Here is a 17,881-nt window from a genome sequence, read left to right as displayed (position 1 = left end):
ACGAGCGGGCGGCTGTTGCCCGAGCCGTCGCCGTAGGTCATCTGCGCGCCGTCCCAGAACGCGTTGACGTACGCGTTGCCGTAGTGGACCCGGCTCGGCACGCCGGTGCCGTTGCCGAAGATGCCGTTGCGGCCGTGGACGTTCTTGAAGTAGTCGAACGTCGCCGCCGCGCCGAAGTGCGCGTCGACACCGGCGGACTGCCGGTTGGCATTCGTGCCGTCACCCCACACGTTGTCCGCGTCGGTGAACGTGGTGCAGGTCGAGGAGCCGTTGTTCATGTCGCAGGTGCGGCCGTTGCCGTGCGACGGGTCGATCATCGAGTACGTCGAGCCCGACAGGGTTGTGTCGACGGTGACGGCGCCCGAGTAGATGCTGTTGCCGGTGCCGTTGACCATCATGATCTCGTCGAACGAGCCGAGGTACGCGCCGGTGACCGCGTCGGTGATGACGTGCAGCTTGGACGGGGTCTGCTTGTCCGGGCCCATGCCGGTGACGACGGTCTCCCAGGCCAGCTTGCCCTTGCCGCTGCTGGCGTCGATGAACAGCTCGGAGGAGCCGACCGTGGCGACGGTGCCGGAGAAGCGGCTGCGCGCGGTCTGCGCGGCCTTGGCGGCGGTGACCTTCGGGGTGGTCGACAGGGTCAGCGGGGCCTCCAGGCCGACCGACGATCCCTTGTAGACGCCGTTGGGGCCGGTGTGCACGACGAAGTCGCCGCCGTACACCCGCAGGCCCTGGAACGTGCGGGCGTAGCGCACGTGGGTGCCGCTGCTGTCGCTGATGGTGCGGTCGATGCGGTAGGCGTCGCCGCCCGCGGCGCGCACGTCCGCCGGGTGCTCGGCGAGCGCGCGTTCGGCGGCCGCCAGGCCGGTGGGCGACGAGGGGCCGCTGGGCGCGGCACTGCCGGAGGTTGCCGACACCGACAGCATGGCGCCCACGAGTAGGGCGACACTGCCGGTCGCGAGGGTTCTTTTCACGAGTCCTCCCCGACTCAGTGGAGTGTGACGGTAGTCACTGAAAGCCATATATATAGAAGTGGGGAGAACTTTGGAAGTCTTTCGCATCCCTATCTGTCGATGAAAGAACTTTCGCCGACGCCGGTCGGCCGGTCGGTAAGGGGTGCTGTCTCGTCATCGCGTGATCGACTCGGCGCGGCCGGCGGATCGCGTGTCCGGTAGGTGACAGCGGGGGAGTGACGTCCCAAGATTGTAGAGAAAGCTTTCTAAAGCTATCTTTAGCATGTGACCGACCAACCCGTGGTGGACCTCACCGACCCCGTCGCCATGCGCGCGTACGCCCACCCGTTGCGCATCTCGCTGGTCGGCCTGCTGCGGCGGGAGGGCCCGCTGACCGCCACCCAGGCCGCCCGCCGGCTGGGCGAGAACGTACCCAACTGCTCCTTCCACCTGCGCCAACTCGCCAAGTACGGCCTGGTCGAACGGGTCGAGGGGGCCGACGCCCGGGAGCGGCCGTGGCGGGCCACCGCCCTGATGACCCGGTGGGGCCGCGACTCCGACGACGCCGAGACCCGCGCCGCCGTCGACCAGCTCGACGGGGTGATCATCCGCCGCTTCTACGAACGCGCCATGACCTGGCTGGCCGGCCGCGCCGACGACCCGCCGCAGTGGCGCGCCGTCACCGGCCCCGGCGACGACCTGGCCTACCTCACCACCGACGAACTCGGCGAACTGTCCCAACGCATCGAGGCCCTCTTCGAGGCGTACCGGCCCCGCCAGACCGACCCGTCCCTGCGGCCACCCGGCGCGCGTTTGGTCCACGTCGGCTACTACGTGACCACCATCGACAACCAGCCCTGACCCCGGAGGCGCACACCCCCATGACCGCCACCGCCACCCCCGACACTCGCCGCTGGCTGCCCCCGCTGCTGCGGCAGACCCCGTTCCGGCGCTACTGGACCGGGCAGAGCGTCTCCCTGCTCGGCGACCAGATCACCGAACTGGCACTCCCGCTGTTCGCGGTGCTCGTCGCGCAGGCCGGCCCCGCCGAGATGGGCTGGCTGACCGCCGCCGCGCTCGCCCCGAACCTGCTGTTCTCGCTGCTGTTCGGCGGCTGGGCCGACCGCCGGCCCTACAAGCGGACCATCATGGTCGCCGCCGACGTCGCCCGCGCGGTCGCGCTGCTGGCCGTGCCGGTGCTGTACCTGCTCGACGCGCTCACCATGACCCAGCTCTACCTGGTCGCGTTCACCGTCGGCACGTTCAGCGTGCTGTTCGAGGTGTGCCGCACCACCCTGTTCGTCTCACTCGTGCCCCGCGAGGACTTCCTGCCCGCCAACGCGCTGCTCAACGGCTCGCGGGCGTTCTCGTCGGTGGCCGGGGCGAGCGTCGGCGGCGTGCTGGTGCGCCTGGTCGGCGCGCCGTTCGCGCTGCTGCTGGACGCGGTGTCGTTCCTGTTCTCCGCTGTCATGATCGCCCGCGTGGAGGTCGTCGAACCGACGCCGACCGCCCGGCGCGGCCTCGGACTGCGCGAGGGCCTGTCGTTCATCGCACGCCACCCGGTCATGCGGGCGGCCGTCAGCGCGAGCAGCACCCTCAACCTGTTCAACTTCATGTACCTCGCGCTGGTCATCCTGTACGTCACCACCGAACTGCACATCACCCCCGACGTGCTGGGCCTCGGGCTGGGCCTCGCCGCCGTCGGCGCGCTGATCGGCGCGGCCGTCGCGCGGCGGGTGGCCGAGCGCTTCGGCGTCGGACCGCTGTACGTCTTCGGCTACCTGCTGTTCCCGGCCCCGCTGATCCTCATTCCGCTGGCCCAGGGCCCGCACTGGCTGGTGCTGACGATGGTGTTCTGCGCCGAGTTCCTCTCCGGCCTCGGCGTCATGCTGCTGGACACCGCGGGCGGCTCGCTGCAGGCCAGCGTCATCCCCGACGAGCTGCGCGCCCGGGTGACGGGCGCGCACCGCACCATCAACTACGGCATCCGCCCGATCGGCGCGGTCATCGGCGGCGCGCTGGGCACCGCCCTGGGCGTACGCGAGACGCTGTGGATCGCCACCGTCGGCGCGCTCCTGGGCGTGCTCTGGCTGCTGGCCTCACCCATCCCGCGTATGCGGCGACTGTGACTCAGTCCACCAGGCGGCTGATCGCGTGCACGGTGAAGGCCGCTCCGACACCGGCCAGCAGCAGACCTTCCACGAAGATCCGCAGCCAGTCGCCGGCATTGCGCCCTCCGGTGCGGCGCGGGTCCCGCTCCTGCGCGGTGCCGTCGAAGACCGTGCCGAGGGTGGCCTCGCGCTCGACCGAGCCGCGGTGCACCCGCCGCAACCGGATACCGCGCCACAGCAGCATCAGGCCGATCCCGAGCATGGCGAGGCCGAGTACGAGGAAGGGGAGGGGGTCGAGTTCCCGCTCGACGAGGGCGTGCATCCGCCGAGCGTAACCATGCCGCACCAGCTGGCAAGGGCCGAACTGTGTTCGCCCATTGAGACGAACATTGCAAGGTGTGAATCAATCGATCTAATCTTGGATGCGTCCGGGCAACGACATCAGATCTCTCCCTGAGGAGACCTTCATGTCCTCTGCCCGATCCGCCGCCGTGACCCTGACCCTGTTCCGGGTCGTGCTCGGCCTGCTGTTCGCGTTCCACGGCGCGGCCTCACTGTTCGGCGTCTTCGGCGGCAACCGCGGCTCCGGCCGTGCCGTCGAGTTCGCCGCCTGGCCCGGCTGGTGGGCGGCGCTCATCCAGCTCGCCGGCGGCATCCTTGTGATCACGGGCCTGGCGACGCGGCCGGCCGCTCTGCTCTGCTCCGGCTCCATGGCGTACGCCTACTTCGTCGTGCACCAGACCCAGGGCCTGCTCCCACTGAACAACGGCGGCGAGGCTGCCGCCCTGTTCTGCTGGTCGTTCCTCATCATCGCGGTGCTCGGCCCCGGCGCCTTCTCCCTCGACGCCCTCCTGCGCCGCCGCGACCCGGCACCACCGGCCCCCTTGGCCACCGCCTCCTGACCCCGGGCGAAGCGAAAGGAAGGGCACCTTCACATCGCGGAGCGATGTGAAGGTGCCCTTCCAAACTTCGTCCTGCCGGACAGCCAGGTCACGACTGGTTCAGACGAGGGCGGGCTCCGGTGCCGCGGCTTGCGCGCGGGCCCGCCGTGCCCAGCGCACGGTGGCGGGCACTGCTGCTCCGCTGGCCGCGAAGACCAGGCCGAACAGCAGCCAGCCGGGCCATCCCCAGCCGACGACGACCGTGGCCAGCAGGGCGGGCGCGACCACGCCCGCCAGCGAGAACCCGGTGCCGTACATGCCCTGGTACTGCCCCTGGGCGTGGTCCGGCGCGAGGTCGAACGAGATGCCCCACGAGCCTGCGGCCTGGCGCAGCTCGCCGAGCACGTGCACGAGCGCGGCCGCGACGAGCACAGCGACGGCGATCCGGGCGTTCTGCCCTGCGGCGAGGCTGTAGAGCAGGCAGGCACCGAGCAGCAGAAGTCCGGACGTCCGCTGCGCGGCGGCAGCCCCCTCTGCGGTGGCGGTGCCCCGGCTGGCGCGGATCTGGAACAGCACCACGACAGTGGCGTTCAGCAGGCCCAGCATGGCGACGACCCAGGCCGGCGCGTTGGTGCGTTCGACCACCCACAGCGGCACGGCCACGTTGAGCATGCCGTAGTGGATGCACAGCACCCCGTTGAGCGCCGCGAGCGCGAGGTACGGCCGGTCCCGGAGCACGATCAGCGCGGGGCCGGAAGCGCGACGGGGCTGTGGCGCGACCGGTGGCACCCGCATGACCAGCGACGATGCCGTCAGCGCGAGTGCCGCGCAGACGACGATGATGGCGACGTAGGCAGCCCGGGTGTCGTACTTCAGCGCCACTCCGGCGATCAGCGCGCCGACGCCCCAGCCCACGTTGGTGACGGCACGCAGCATGGCCCGGGTGCGCACCCGGTGCTCGGCGGGGATCGAGCCCGCGATGAGCGCCCCGTTCGCGGCGCCGAAGCCCGTCTCCAGCACCTGCACCCCGGCCGCGACCAGCACGAAGCCCGGGAAGTCGTGCACAGCGAGGTAGCCGAGCATGAGTGCCGCCCGGGCCGTCCCGAAGGCGACCATGACCCGGCGCGGGCCGACCCGGTCCGCGAGGTGCCCGGCGGGCACTCCGGCGATCAGACCCACCACAGCGGCGATGGTCAGCCCGAGCCCGACCTGCCCGGCGGACAACCCCACCGAGCGCGTGAAGAAGATGACGCTGATCGTGATGAACAGGCCGCGCGACGTCGACCCCGCGAGCGTGCTGAAGACGAGCGCACGGGTGGCGGGGTGGTCGGGCAGCAGTTTGATCATCCGGGTCAGCACGTGGGCAGGTTAGCCCGCATGCGGGGACCTGTGCGCACCCGTTTTGCGTGCTCCGCGTCACGCGCCGGCGTCACCCGCCCGCACGGCGCGCGTGGACAAGAGGGGCGACACGCGCACGTGGGGTGCGCGCCCGACGAAGATCGCCGTTTCCGGTCGGAACCTGCGGTGGCACCCGAGGTTCTGACCGGAAACGGCGATCAAGAACGGGCCGTCGCCGTCGCACCGCGGCGGCGGCCCGTGGCCGGTCAGCGAGCGCCGAGCAGGTGCTCGAGCGCCAGCTGGTTGAGCTGGACGAACGCGCCGCCCTTGGCGGCCTGGGCGTCGACGTCGAAGTCCTCGAACGACGACCGGTCGGCGAGCAGGTCGCTGTAGGTCTCGCCCGCGCCCAGGGTCGGCACGCCGAGCTCGTCGTAGCGGGCGGCGGCGCGGGCCTCGGCGACCCGCGGGTCGGCCCGGAACGCTGCGGCGCGCTCCTTGAGCAGCAGGTACGTGCGCATGTTCGCGGCCGCCGACGCCCACACCCCGTCGAGGTCCTCGGTCCGGGACGGCTTGTAGTCGAAGTGGCGCGGGCCGGTGTACGCCCGGCCGCCGTCGGCGGCGCCGAACTCCAGCAGGTCGACCAGGAAGAACGCGTTGACGATGTCGCCGTGGCCGAACACCAGGTCCTGGTCGTACTTGATGCCGCGCTGGCCGTTGAGGTCGATGTGGAACAGCTTGCCGTGCCACAGCGCCTGGGCGATGCCGTGCAGGAAGTTCAGGCCGGCCATCTGCTCGTGCCCGACCTCGGGGTTGAGGCCGACCATGTCGCGGTGCTCGAGGCTGTCGATGAACGCGATCGCGTGGCCGATCGTCGGCAGCAGGATGTCGCCGCGGGGCTCGTTCGGCTTGGGCTCCAGCGCGAACTTCAGCCCGTAGCCCCGGTCGATGCTGTACTGCGCGAGCATGTCCAGGCCCTCGCGGTAGCGCTCCAGCGCGGTGCGCACGTCCTTGGAGCCGTCGTACTCGGTGCCCTCGCGGCCGCCCCACAGCACGTAGGTCTGCGCGCCCAGTTCGGCGGCCAGGTCCATGTTGCGCATGACCTTGCGCAGCGCGTACCGGCGCACGGCGCGGTCGTTGCTGGTGAAGCCGCCGTCCTTGAAGACCGGGTGGGTGAACAGGTTGGTGGTGGCCATCGGCACGACCAGGCCGGTTTCGGCGAGCGCGGCCTGGAAGCGCTTGATGATCCGCTCGCGCTCGCTGTCGTCGGAACCGAACGGGATCAGGTCGTCGTCGTGGAACGTCACGCCGTACGCGCCCAGCTCGGCGAGGCGGTGCACGGACTCGACCGGGTCGATCGCCTCGCGGGTGGCGTCGCCGAACGGGTCGCGCCCCTGCCATCCCACGGTCCACAGGCCGAACGTGAACTTGTCGGCCGGAGTCGGCTGCGTCATGTCATCTCCCTGAAATCTTGTTTGTTCAGCCATTGAACTTATAGGGTGTGGCATTGTCAAGACCATGCCGCCCCGCCCGCCGCGCCGAGACGATCCGGTGCGCCAGCGCAGCCTGCGCGATCACAACCTCGCGCTGGTCCTGCGCCATGTCACCGCCGCGAACCGGCCCCCGTCCCGGGCCGAGATCGCGGCGGCCAGCGGGCTGACCAGAGCCACCGTCTCCACCATCGTCGACGAGCTGATCGCCGGGGGGCTGGTCGCCGAACTAGAGCCCGTGTCGCGCTCCGGCGTCGGCCGGCCGGGCACCGGCATCGTGCCCGCGGGCACCGGCCCGGCCGGGCTCGGCATGGAGGTCAACGTCGACTACCTGGCCGTGTGCGCGGTCGACCTGACGGGAGCCGTACGCCATCGGCAGGTGCGCCGACTCGACCAGCGTGAGCACCGCCCCGCGCAGACCTGGCAGGCGCTCGCCGAGCTGGCCGACCAGGCCATCGCCGCCGTCGCCGCCCTGGGGCTGACCCCGGCGGGCGGCGTGATCGCGGTGCCGGGCCTGGTCGAGGGGGACACCATCCGGATCGCCCCGAACCTCGGCTGGCAGCAGGTCGCCCTGCCCCGGCCCGAGGACCTGGGCGGTCTAGGCCACCTGCCGCTGGACGTCGCGAACGAGGCCACCCTGGCCGCGCTGGGGGAGCGGCACGCCACCGGGCTGCGCAGCTTCCTCTACGTGTCCGGCGAGATCGGCATCGGCGGCGGCATCGTGCTCGACGGCGAGCTGTTCGGCGGCTCGCACGGCTGGGCGGGGGAGATCGGCCACGTCACCATCGACCCGCAGGGCCCCGACTGCCACTGCGGCTCTCGCGGCTGCCTGGAGCAGTACGCGGGCGAGGAGGCCATCCGCGCCGCCGCCGGACTGCCCACCGGCGCGGCCGTGCTCACCGACCTGGTCGACGGGGCCCGCCGCGCGAGCGCGCCGGTGCTCGACGCGCTGGACCATGCCGGCACGGCGCTCGGCGTGGCGCTGTCCGGCGCGGTGAACCTGCTCGACATCGCCACCGTCGTGCTCGGCGGCCACTACGCGGAGCTGATCGACTGGCTGCGCCCGGCCCTCGAACGCGAGCTGTCCCGGCGCGTGATCACCGCGCGCTGGTCCCCGGTGAAGGTCCGCGCGTCGGCCCTGGGCGCCGATGCCGCCCTGGTCGGCGCGGCACGCGCGGTCACCCAGGCCATCCTCGACGACCCGGCCCGTTTCCTGGCCACCCGCACGGCCGCCGCCTAGCTCCGCGCAGCAGCGTCGCGGACCGCCCGCGGCGCGGCCACCACAGGCATAACCTGTATCCATGGGCGCGATCACGGTTCTTCGACCGCTGGCACTCGGCATGGCCACCGGGATGCGCTCGCAGCTCGGGCTGGCCGCGCTCGCGGTGGCCATGAGCCGGGGTGGCAAGAAGAAGGGCAAGAAGGGCCGGGGCTTCGCCTCGATGGTGCAGGGCCAGGTGCTGTCCAGCCCGCTCGTGCGCAAGAGCCTGGTCGCCACGGCGGCCACCGAAATCGTCGCCGACAAACTGCCGAGCACGCCCAGCCGGCTCAACCGCGGCCCGCTGCTCGCCCGCCTCGCCCTCGGCGGACTGGCCGGCGGACTGCTGGGCTGGTCCGACGACCGCGGCTTCGGCCGCGCGGCGGCCGGTGCGGCGCTCGGCGCGGCAGGTGCGGGCCTGGGCGCGTTCGGCGGTTACCACCTTCGCGCGGCGCTCGACCAGCGCACCAACCTGCCCGACCGGTACTGGGCCGTCGCCGAGGACATCACCGCGGTGGGCCTGGCCGCGTTCGCCGTGGCGGTCACCGACGACAGCGACACGCAGCAGACCGAATCGCTCCCGGCCCGCCTACGCGACCCCGAGTACGCGGACGCGTCCTGGGCCTGACCCGGCATGACGCCGTGCGGTGGCACCGTGGCGCGGTGCCGACAACGCGGCCGTCTCCGCTCCGCAGGCCGTCCATGATCGTTCGACCTGCCAGGCACCTGTGCGTATCTTGCATTCGCCCACCTGCCAGGCAAGTTGAACGATCATGGTGCGCCTGGCGCCCCTGCCATCGCGCACACCCGCCGGAGCTCCCTCGGTACGCCGTCGGTGTGCGCTTGGTGACCATGGGCGAGTTCGCGATCTCGATTCTGTTGTGTCCGGCAACAAAACGGTAACCGGCGTTGACAGGCTCGTCACGAGGGGAGAAGTCTGGGCTGGCGCGTGAGACAACGATGTCAAGAATCAGATGGAGGAAGCATGCGTCTTTCCAGGCGAGTGGCAGCCCTGGCCGTCGCTTTCGGAACGATGTTCGCGACCGTGGCCTGCAGCAGCAGTGAAGAGCCCGGCGCCGGCACCAAGAAGGTCGAGGTCTTCACCTGGTGGGCCGACGGCGGTGAGAAGGCCGGACTCGACGGCCTGGTGGGTGTCTTCAAGACCGACTGCGCGGACTACGAGTTCGAGAACGGCGCGGTCGCCGGCGGCGCGGGCAGCAACGCCAAGCAGGTGCTGGCCTCGCGGCTGCAGCAGAACGACCCGCCGGACACGTTCCAGGCCCACGCGGGCGCGGAGCTGTCCGACTACATCAACGACGACCAGCTCGAGGACCTGTCGGCGCAGTACACCGAATGGGGTCTGAGCAACGCCTTCCCGAAGGGCCTCATCGAGAACCTGACGGTCGACGGCAAGATCTACTCGGTGCCGGCCAACATCCACCGCGCCAACGTGCTGTGGAGCAACAAGACGGTGCTGGCCAAGGCCGGCATCACCAAGGACGCCACCACCCTCGACGGCTTCTTCGCCGACCTGGACAAGCTCAAGGCCGCCGGGGTGGCCACGCCGCTGGCGCTGGGCAAGGACTGGACCCAGCAGATGCTGTTCGAGGCCCTGCTGATCTCCAAGCTCGGCCCGGAGAAGTTCAACGGGCTGTGGAACGGCGGCACCGACTGGAAGGGCGCCGAGATCACCACGGCGATCAACGACTACAAGAAGCTGCTCACCTACACCAACAAGGACCGGGACACCTTCGACTGGACCGACGCCGAGAAGCTGCTGATGGACGGCAAGGCGGCGTACCAGCTGATGGGTGACTGGGAGGCGGCCGACCTCGACGCCAAGGGCTTCAAGGACTACGGCTGGTCGGTGTTCCCGGGCAACGGCAACGTGTTCCAGTGGCTGGCCGACTCGTTCGTGCTGCCCAAGGGCGCGAAGAACGCCGACGGCACCAAGTGCTGGCTGAAGACGGTCGGCAGCGCCACCGGCCAGGCCGCGTTCAACCAGAAGAAGGGCTCGATCCCGGCCCGCACCGACGTCGGCACCGACGGCTTCCCGGCGTACCAGCAGGCCGCCATGGGCGACTGGAAGACCGCGACCCAGGTGCCGAGCTGCCCGCACGGTTCGGCGTGCGCGCAGGGCTGGCAGGGCGCGGTCGGCTCGGCGCAGGGCAAGTTCTCCGCCGACGGTGACGTCGCCGCGCTGCAGACGGCGCTGGCGGCCGCCGCGGCGGAGTTCGGCCCGAAGAAGTAGTCCGCCGTAAGGCAACGAAGGGCGCCTTCCCACCCGGAGGGCGCCCTTCCTTACCGAGGAGGTCGCGTTGCGCCACCGGAGGCGGACCTGGATACCCGGGCTGCTGCTCATCTCACCGTCGCTGATCCTGCTGGCCGTGTTCGTGTACGGCCTGATCGGCTGGACGGTCAACCTGTCCCTGCAGGACCGCCACAACGCCCGCCCCGCCAAGGGCTACGTCGGGCTCGACAACTACACCAAGCTGTTCACCAGCGACATCAACGACCGCTTCACCCACTCGCTGCAGAACCTGGTCGTCTTCACGGTCGTGTTCATGGTCGGCACCATCGTGCTCGGCTTGATCTGGGCGCTGCTGCTGGAGCGCCGCGCGAAGGCCGAGGGCTTCTGGCGCACCGTCTACCTGTTCCCGATGGCGGTGTCGTTCGTCGCCTCGGGCGTGGTCTGGCGCTGGCTGATGAACACCGGGCAGGGGGAGAACGCGGGCGGCATCAACGCGATCTTCCACGGCCTCGGGCTGGGCTTCCTGGAGAGCCCGTGGTGGACCGACCCCGACTGGGGCATGGCCGCGATGGCGGTGCCCGCGATCTGGCAGCTGTCCGGATACGTGATGGCGCTGTTCCTGGCCGGGTTCCGGGGCATCCCGGAGGAGCTGCGCGAGGCCGCCGTCGTGGACGGGGCCACCACCTTCCAGCTGTACCGGCAGGTGCTGTTCCCGCAGCTGACGCCGACGATCCTGTCGGCGCTCATCATCACCGGGCACATGTCGATGAAGATGTTCGACCTGATCATGTCGGTGTCCGGGGCGCAGTGGCTGACCGAGGTGCCCGCCGTGTACGTCTGGCAGACCCTGCTCACCCGCGACTACGCCAAGGCCGCCGCGATCTCGGTGTTCCTGCTGCTGGTCGTCGCCGTGGTGGTCGTGCCGTACCTGATCCACGTCAACCGCTCGGAGAAGCGCTCATGAGCACCGAGACCGTCGCCGCACCGCCTGCCGCCGCCCCGCCCCGCCCGGCGCCCGCGCCGCGGCAGGGCCTGCCGAAGCCGGTGGCCCGCGCCCTGCGGTACGGGCTGCTGATCCTGTTCGTGCTGATCGTGCTCATGCCGCTGTACGTGCTGGTCGTGACGAGCTTCAAGTCCGGCCGCGAGATCGGCGTCAACGGGCAGTGGAACCTGCCCGAGACGTGGACGTTCGCGTCCTGGGAGAAGGCGTGGACCTCGCTGGGCCCGTCGTTCGGCCGCACGTTCCAGCTGGCGATCCCGGTCGCGCTGCTCTCGTCGATCATCGGGGCGGCGAACGGCTTCGTGCTGTCGCGCTGGCGCTTCCCCGGCGCGGACGTGGTGTTCACGCTGATCCTGTTTGGCATGTTCATCCCGTACCAGGCGGTCATGATCCCGCTGCGGGAGATCGTGCTGTGGCTGGGTGTCGCGCCCGGCATCCCGACGCTGGTCTTCGTGCACACGGTGTACGGCATCCCGATCTGCACGCTGATCTTCCGCAACTACTACGCGACGATCATTCCGGAGGAGCTGATCGAGGCCGGGCAGATGGACGGGGCCGGGCTGCTGCGCACGTTCCGGTCGCTGATCCTGCCGGTGTCGCTGCCGGGCTTCGTGGTGACCGTCATCTGGCAGTTCACCTCGTCCTGGAACGACTACCTGTTCGCGATCTTCCTGTCGAACACCCGCAACGGGCCGATCACCATCGCGCTCAACGCGCTGGCCGGCGCGCAGTCGCCGGACTACGCGGCGGCGATGGCGGGTGCGCTGATCACCTCGCTGCCGACGCTGCTGGTGTACATACTGCTGGGCCGCTGGTTCATCGGCGGCATGATGGCCGGTTCGGTCAAGAGCTGACCGCGGAGGCGGGGCGCTGCCGCGGCGCCCCGCCTCCGGCTAGTCGAGCAGCCAGACGAGCAGGGTCCGCGCCTGCGGGGTCAGTGACGCCGCGAAGGCGAGCGCGGACAGCACGGTGCTGGCCGCCAGCGAGCGCCACCTGCGGCGGTCGGCGCGCAGCCGGGCCGAGGCGAGCAGGACGATTGCGTACAGCGCGGTGAGCCCGGCGAGGATCGGCGCGATGCTCAGCACGAAGGTGATCGCGAGCCAGACCGCGGCCAGCACGCCGGGCCAGATGTCGGCGGTGCCGGTGGCCTCGTCGCCCTGGTGGGGGAGGTAGAACCGGCCCGCGAGCTGGGCCGCCCGGCCCAGCGCCACGGCGACGGCCAGGAAGTACGCGCCGGCCAGCACGTACTGCACCCGGGTCGCGATGCGGCCGGACAGACTCGCCGTGTCGGCGGCGTAGGCCGCGGCATCGATTTCGCTCGACATGGCCGCAGTCTAGCGACCACCACCGCCCATCTGCCGCCCCCGCAGGCAGCGTCGGCGGGCATGTTAAGAAGGTGCCCTTCCTCTACGTATTCCGATGGGAAGGTGCCCTTCCTTCGTCGGGGGTGTAAGGGGCGTAGGGCTGTACGGTACTGTCTGCGGCATGGCGGAGCAGCGATTCCACACCGGTAGCCACGACCTGCCCGTGTCGGCGGCACTGGACGAGTTCATGCGCACGGGCTGGCTCGACTCCGAGCACCACGACCTGCCGCAGGCCGAGGTGGCGGCGTGGACGCCGGCCCGGCGCGCGCGCCTGCACCAGGCGTTCCCGGGGCACCGCGTCGTCGTGCCGGCGGGCACGTTCAAGGCCCGCTCCAACGACCAGGACTACCGGTTCCGGGCGCACTCGGCGTACGTGTGGCTGACCGGCGACCAGTCCAGCGACGGGGTCGTGGTCGTGGAGCCGGACGGGGAGAGCACGTTGTACCTGCGGCCGCGTTCGGCCCGGGACAACGGCGAGTTCTTCCGCGACCGCCGTTACGGCGAGCTGTGGGCGGGTCGCCGTCCCACGCTGGGGGAGAGCACCCGGGCGCTGGGCGTGACGACCCGGCACCGCGACGAGCTGGCCGCCGCGCTCAAGCCGGACACCCCGACGCTGGTGCTGCGCGGCCTGGACACCGAGGTCGACGCGGCGGTCGCCCCGGTCGACGGCGACGCCGAGCTGAAGGCGGTGCTGGCCGAGCTGCGGCTGGTCAAGGACGCGTGGGAGATCGCCCAGCTGGAGGAGGCCGTCGCGATCACCACGCGCGGCTTCGAGGACGTGGTGCGCGCCCTGCCGCAGGCCAAGGCCACCTCGGAGCGGCTGCTGGAAGGCGTGTTCTGGCAGCGCGCCCGGCTGGAGGGCAACGAGGTCGGCTACCACTCGATCGTCGCCGCCGGGGCGCACGCCGCCACCCTGCACTGGATCGACAACGACGGCCCGGTCCGCGACGGCGACCTGCTGCTGCTCGACGCGGGAGTGGAGACGCGCTCGCTGTACACCGCCGACATCACCCGGGTGCTGCCCATCTCGGGGCACTTCACCCCGCTGCAGCGCGACCTGTACGAGCTGTGCCGCAAGGCCAACGACGCCGCGCTCGCCGCGCTGGTGCCGGGCGCGGCCTACCGCGACTTCCACCGCGCGGCAATGCACGTGTACGCGTACGGCCTGGCCGACCTCGGCATCCTGCCGGTCTCCGCCGAGCAGGCCCTGGACGAGGACAGCGGTCTGCACCGGCGCTGGACCCTGTGCGGCTCGGGGCACATGCTCGGCCTGGACGTGCACGACTGCGCCGCGGCGCGGGCCGATCACTACCTCGACGGGACGCTGACCCCGGGGCACGTGCTCACCGTGGAGCCGGGCATCTACTTCCAGCCCGACGACGGGCTGATCCCGGCCGAGCTGCGCGGCATGGGCTTCCGGATCGAGGAGGATCTGCTGATCACCGAGACCGGCTACCGGATGCTGTCCGACGGCCTGCCGCGCTCCGCGTCCGACGTGGAGTCCTGGATGCACAGGCTGGCGTCTTAACATTTCGTTCACAGGTCGGCAATGGACGGACGTGGTCAGCATGCTGACTGCGTCGCAGGGGTGCCGCGGGGGACTGTGGAGACCGCGCCGTCACACGGCGTGACTCCCGGTCCCCTACGAAAGCGAGCGCCCGTGAAGACCGTACGACGCCTGTTGTCCTCCTCCCTGGCCGCCGCCGTCGCGCTGGTGGTGGTGCTGCCCGCCGCCCCGGCCTCGGCCGACGGCGGGCTGCACGCCGTCGACCTCGGCACCCTGACCGGCACCTGCTGCAGCCAGGCGTTCGCCGTCAACGACCACGGGGTCGTGGTCGGGTCGAGCCAGGTGGGCACCGGCGAGAACCCGCCCGAGCGCGCCTTCCGCTGGAAGGACGGCGTCATGGCCGACCTCGGCACATTGGGCGGGGCGAGGTCCGGCGCCACGGCGATCAACAACAACGGCTGGATCGTCGGCTACAGCGAGCTGGCCGACGCCTCGATGCACGCGTTCCTGTGGCGGCCCGGCCTCGGCATGGCCGACCTGGGCACGCTGGGCGCGACGAGCGTGGCCACCGACGTCAACGACAGCGGCATCGTCGTCGGCTACTACGTGCTCAGCGGTGAGCTGCGCGGCTTCCGCTGGGCCGACGGGGTGCTCAGCGACCTGAACACTCCGGACGGGTCCGGCTTCGCCGCGCAGGGGATCAACAAGAACGGCAAGATCGCCGGCACCCACGTGAGCCAGCCGGCCACCTGGAAGAACGGCATCACCGTGCTGTCGGGCCTGGTCGGCGAGGGTACGGCGATCAACGACAGCGGCGACGTCGCCTTCGACTCCGCCCCGTCCCCGGCCGTGGTGGGCGTGTGGCGGGCCAACGGCACCGTACTCACGCTGACGCCGCCCCCGAACACGGTCGACGCCGCGACCACCGGAATCAACGAGAGCCGGCACACCGTCGGCTGGCGGGTCACCGCAGGCGGCAACTACCGGGCCGTGTACTGGTCGGAGTTCGGCACGCCGAACCTGCTGCCGGGCCTCGTGCCGGGCGGGCAGTCGATGGCGTGGGGCATGAACCGCCTCGGCCAGACCGTCGGCCAGGCCAACCTGAGCGCCACCGGCGGCGAGTACCACGCCGTGCTCTGGACTCGCTGAACTCCACGAACGGCCCGGTGTGTGTGGACATCCGTGCGTGCACACCGGGCCGTTCGGCTGCTCGGATGCCTTTCTCGTGCAGGAATCCGCCGGAATGAGACCGAGTACTTAACATTTCTGTCACATGTCGGCAATGGAATGTCGTGGTCAGCATGCTGACTGCGCGAACGGTGTCCGGCGGGGGACTGTGGGAGTTCACGCCGTCACGTGGCGTGAACTCCTGCCCTCCCGAGAGAGTGAGCGCCTATGAGAACAGTCCGAAGGCTGGTGTCCGTGACGGTCGCCGCCGTCCTCACCGCGGTGTCGCTGACCGCGGCTCCGGCGGCCGCGGCAGGCCCGCAGATCGTGGTGCTCGGCAACCTGTCCGGCAGCTGCTGCAGCCAGGCGTTCGCCATCAACGACCACGGCGTCGTGGTCGGGCAGAGCCAGGTCGGCACCATGGAGAATCCGCCCGAGCGGGCGGTCCGCTGGCAGAACGGCGTGATCACCGACCTCGGCACGCTGGGTGGGCCGCGGGCGGTGGCGCTCGCGATCAACAACAACGGCTGGATCGTCGGCTACAGCGAGCTGACCGGCGGTGACGGCACCGTGCACGCGTTCCTGTGGCGGCCCGGACTCGGCATGACCGACCTGGGCTCCCTCGGGGACAGCAGCATCGCCACCGGCGTCAACGACAGCGGCGTCGTGGTCGGCCGGTACGTGGTCAACGGCCAGCTGCACGGCTTCCGCTGGGCGAACGGCGTCATGTCGAAGATCGTGACCCCGACCGGCGAAGGCTTTGATCCGGCCGGGATCAACAAGCACGGCAAGATCGGCGGCTCCCTCAACGGGGAGGACTCCGGTCAGCCCGCCTGGTGGAAGAACAACCAGACGGTCGCGTCCGGGCTGGTCGGCCACGCCGGCGCCATCAACGACAACGGCGACGTGGCGGGCACGTACTGGAACGGCGCCCAGGGCGCGTTCGTGTGGCGGGCCGACGGCACCGTGCTGAACCTCGGCATGCCCGCCGGGGCGAAGTTCGCCGCGGCCAACGGGATCAACGAGAGCCGGCACACGGTGGGCACCCGGACCCTGGAGTTCGGGCACACCCGCGCCGTCTACTGGTCGGAGTTCGGCACGCCCCGCCTGCTGCCCAGCCTGGTGCCGGGCGGACAGGCCACGGCGCTGGGCGTGAACCGGCTCGGCCAGACGGTCGGCCACGCCAACCTCACCGCCACCGGCGGCGAGTACACCGCCGTCCTCTGGACCCGCTGAGCGGCACTCACCGGCCGGGCGTCCGGACGCGTCGCCACGGCGGCCGTCCGGGTGCCCGGCCCGCGCCATCAGCCGAACGGCCGACGAGGATGTCGACAATGGACGGTCGGTCCGGTCGTCAATCCGATTGCCTCGGCCGCACATCGGAGGAGACTGCGGAGATCAGGCCCCACGGGGGGCGTGAACCTCTGTCCCACGAGAGAAAGCGACAGCCTGTGCGCAGAACTCCCTTACGCGTGCTCATCGCCTCCCTGGCCGTGTTCGCCGCCGGCGCGGTGGCACTGCCCGCCTCTCCCGCCGCGGCTGCGGCGCTGCAGGTCATCGACCTCGGCACGCTCGGCGGCGCCTGCTGCAGCACCGCGACCGACGTCAACGACCACGGCGTCGTCATCGGCTACAGCGGCGCGCCCAGCCAGACCGCGCCGATGCGCGCGTTCCGCTGGAAGAACGGCACCATGACCGACATCGGCAGCCTGGGCGGCACCCGCACCTATCCGGCCGACATCAACAACAACGGCTGGATCGTCGGCCACAGCACGCTGGCCGACAACGTCACCATGCACGGCTTCCTGTGGCGGCCGGGCGTGGGCATGACCGACCTCGGCGCGCTGGAGAACAACTACAGCCTGGCCACCGGCGTCAACGACGCCGGCGTGGTGGTCGGCCGGGCCATCGCCGACGACACCTCGACGAGCTTCCGCTGGGCCAACGGCGTGATGACCGAGCTCGACCACCCCGGTGACCTCTACGGCCTGGAGTTCGACGCCGAGGCGATCAACAACGGCGGCGTCGTCACCGGCCATCTCGGCGACGTCATCGCCCGGCTGGTCAACGGCGTCGCGACGAGCGTCCCGTCACCGCCGGCCAACGGATCCTTCGCCGCGGGGATCAACAACGGGGGCGACATCGCCGGCCAGTACTACGGCGGCAGCGACGAAAACTTCGTGTGGAAGGCCGACGGGACCATCGTGACCCTGGGCCTGCCCAACGGTGCCGACAGCGCGTTCGTGAGCGCCATCAACGACGACGGTGACACGGTCGGCGCGAGCTCGAACGCCGCCGGCCTGTACCGGGCCGTGTACTGGTCCGAGGCCGGTGTGCCGCACCGGCTGCCGAGCCTGGTCACCGGTGGCGGAGCGAAGGCGAACGGGGTCAACAAGTTCGGCGTGACGGTCGGCACCGCCCAGGTGTCGGTCGGCGGCGACTGGCACGCGGTGATCTGGACGTCCTGACCGGCGTCTCACCGGGCGGGCCCCGGGCCCGGGGCCCCGCACGCCCGGGCCGGGGGGGGCAGGCGGTGGGGGGGTTACGCACCGTAAAGCGCGGAC

16 protein-coding genes and 1 pseudogene are annotated in these 17,881 nt (G+C 70.9%); 12 read left to right on the top strand and 5 right to left on the bottom strand.

Going from position 1 to position 17,881, the window contains the following annotated elements; all coding sequences use genetic code 11:
• A pseudogene (locus tag AB0B66_RS43295) lies at nt 1–974 on the bottom strand (M4 family peptidase); the annotation flags it as partial.
• A gap of 264 nt (nt 975–1,238) precedes the next feature.
• Here AB0B66_RS43295 and AB0B66_RS43290 point away from each other — a divergent pair.
• Complete coding sequence (locus AB0B66_RS43290) at nt 1,239–1,814, top strand: helix-turn-helix domain-containing protein (RefSeq protein ID WP_360541416.1); 576 nt, start codon at nt 1,239–1,241, stop codon at nt 1,812–1,814.
• Between the two features lie 20 nt (nt 1,815–1,834).
• Nucleotides 1,835–3,082 (top strand): MFS transporter, encoded by a 1,248-nt coding sequence (locus AB0B66_RS43285; RefSeq protein WP_360541414.1) that lies wholly within the window; start codon nt 1,835–1,837, stop codon nt 3,080–3,082.
• Nucleotide 3,083: 1 nt separating this feature from the next.
• On the opposite strand, the gene AB0B66_RS43280 is transcribed toward AB0B66_RS43285, so the two are convergent.
• Nucleotides 3,084–3,386 (bottom strand): hypothetical protein, encoded by a 303-nt coding sequence (locus AB0B66_RS43280; protein ID WP_360541412.1) that lies wholly within the window; start codon nt 3,384–3,386, stop codon nt 3,084–3,086.
• A 145-nt stretch (nt 3,387–3,531) separates the two neighbouring features.
• On the opposite strand from AB0B66_RS43280, the gene AB0B66_RS43275 reads away from it, so the two are divergent.
• The gene (locus AB0B66_RS43275; protein WP_360541410.1) at nt 3,532–3,966 is read left to right on the top strand and encodes a DoxX family protein; all 435 of its coding nucleotides are present in this window, start codon (nt 3,532–3,534) and stop codon (nt 3,964–3,966) included.
• Nucleotides 3,967–4,065: 99 nt separating this feature from the next.
• Here AB0B66_RS43275 and AB0B66_RS43270 read toward each other — a convergent pair whose 3' ends face one another.
• Nucleotides 4,066–5,304: an MFS transporter gene (locus AB0B66_RS43270; RefSeq protein WP_360541408.1), complete on the bottom strand. Its 1,239-nt coding sequence runs from the start codon at nt 5,302–5,304 to the stop codon at nt 4,066–4,068.
• Between the two features lie 245 nt (nt 5,305–5,549).
• Nucleotides 5,550–6,734, bottom strand: a complete 1,185-nt coding sequence (gene xylA, locus AB0B66_RS43265) for a xylose isomerase (RefSeq protein WP_203694775.1) — start codon at nt 6,732–6,734, stop codon at nt 5,550–5,552.
• Nucleotides 6,735–6,798: 64 nt separating this feature from the next.
• On the opposite strand from xylA, the gene AB0B66_RS43260 reads away from it, so the two are divergent.
• From AB0B66_RS43260 to AB0B66_RS43240, 5 genes are all read left to right on the top strand, one after another.
• Nucleotides 6,799–8,010, top strand: a complete 1,212-nt coding sequence (locus tag AB0B66_RS43260; RefSeq protein ID WP_360541406.1) for an ROK family transcriptional regulator — start codon at nt 6,799–6,801, stop codon at nt 8,008–8,010.
• Nucleotides 8,011–8,071: 61 nt separating this feature from the next.
• Complete coding sequence (locus AB0B66_RS43255; protein WP_360541404.1) at nt 8,072–8,656, top strand: hypothetical protein; 585 nt, start codon at nt 8,072–8,074, stop codon at nt 8,654–8,656.
• 405 nt (nt 8,657–9,061) lie between these two features.
• Nucleotides 9,062–10,279, top strand: coding sequence for an extracellular solute-binding protein (locus tag AB0B66_RS43250; RefSeq protein WP_360541420.1), 1,218 nt, complete (start codon nt 9,062–9,064; stop codon nt 10,277–10,279).
• Nucleotides 10,280–10,346: 67 nt separating this feature from the next.
• Nucleotides 10,347–11,243 carry a sugar ABC transporter permease gene (locus AB0B66_RS43245; protein WP_360541402.1) on the top strand — a complete coding sequence of 299 codons (897 nt, stop codon included), beginning with the start codon at nt 10,347–10,349 and terminating at the stop codon, nt 11,241–11,243.
• A 134-nt stretch (nt 11,244–11,377) separates the two neighbouring features.
• On the top strand, nt 11,378–12,133 hold the full coding sequence (locus tag AB0B66_RS43240; protein WP_360541418.1) for a carbohydrate ABC transporter permease: 756 nt from the start codon (nt 11,378–11,380) through the stop codon (nt 12,131–12,133).
• A 39-nt stretch (nt 12,134–12,172) separates the two neighbouring features.
• Here the strand turns inward: AB0B66_RS43240 and AB0B66_RS43235 are convergent, their stop codons facing one another.
• Nucleotides 12,173–12,604, bottom strand: coding sequence for a hypothetical protein (locus tag AB0B66_RS43235; RefSeq protein WP_360541400.1), 432 nt, complete (start codon nt 12,602–12,604; stop codon nt 12,173–12,175).
• A gap of 160 nt (nt 12,605–12,764) precedes the next feature.
• Between AB0B66_RS43235 and AB0B66_RS43230 the strand changes: the two genes are divergently transcribed.
• The 4 genes from AB0B66_RS43230 (at nt 12,765) to AB0B66_RS43215 (ending at nt 17,785) form a co-directional block, all read left to right on the top strand.
• Nucleotides 12,765–14,171: an aminopeptidase P family protein gene (locus AB0B66_RS43230; protein WP_360541397.1), complete on the top strand. Its 1,407-nt coding sequence runs from the start codon at nt 12,765–12,767 to the stop codon at nt 14,169–14,171.
• A gap of 132 nt (nt 14,172–14,303) precedes the next feature.
• Nucleotides 14,304–15,299: a hypothetical protein gene (locus AB0B66_RS43225; RefSeq protein WP_360541395.1), complete on the top strand. Its 996-nt coding sequence runs from the start codon at nt 14,304–14,306 to the stop codon at nt 15,297–15,299.
• Between the two features lie 246 nt (nt 15,300–15,545).
• A complete protein-coding gene (locus tag AB0B66_RS43220; protein ID WP_360541393.1) occupies nt 15,546–16,553 on the top strand; it encodes a hypothetical protein in 1,008 nt (335 codons plus the stop codon).
• A 215-nt stretch (nt 16,554–16,768) separates the two neighbouring features.
• A complete protein-coding gene (locus tag AB0B66_RS43215) occupies nt 16,769–17,785 on the top strand; it encodes a hypothetical protein (protein WP_360541391.1) in 1,017 nt (338 codons plus the stop codon).
• Nucleotides 17,786–17,881: the final 96 nt, after the last annotated feature.

This window comes from Catellatospora sp. NPDC049111 (assembly GCF_040648615.1).
Classification (GTDB): Bacteria; Actinomycetota; Actinomycetes; order Mycobacteriales; family Micromonosporaceae; genus Catellatospora; species Catellatospora aurea.
This window is presented reverse-complemented; position numbering and strand designations above follow the sequence as displayed.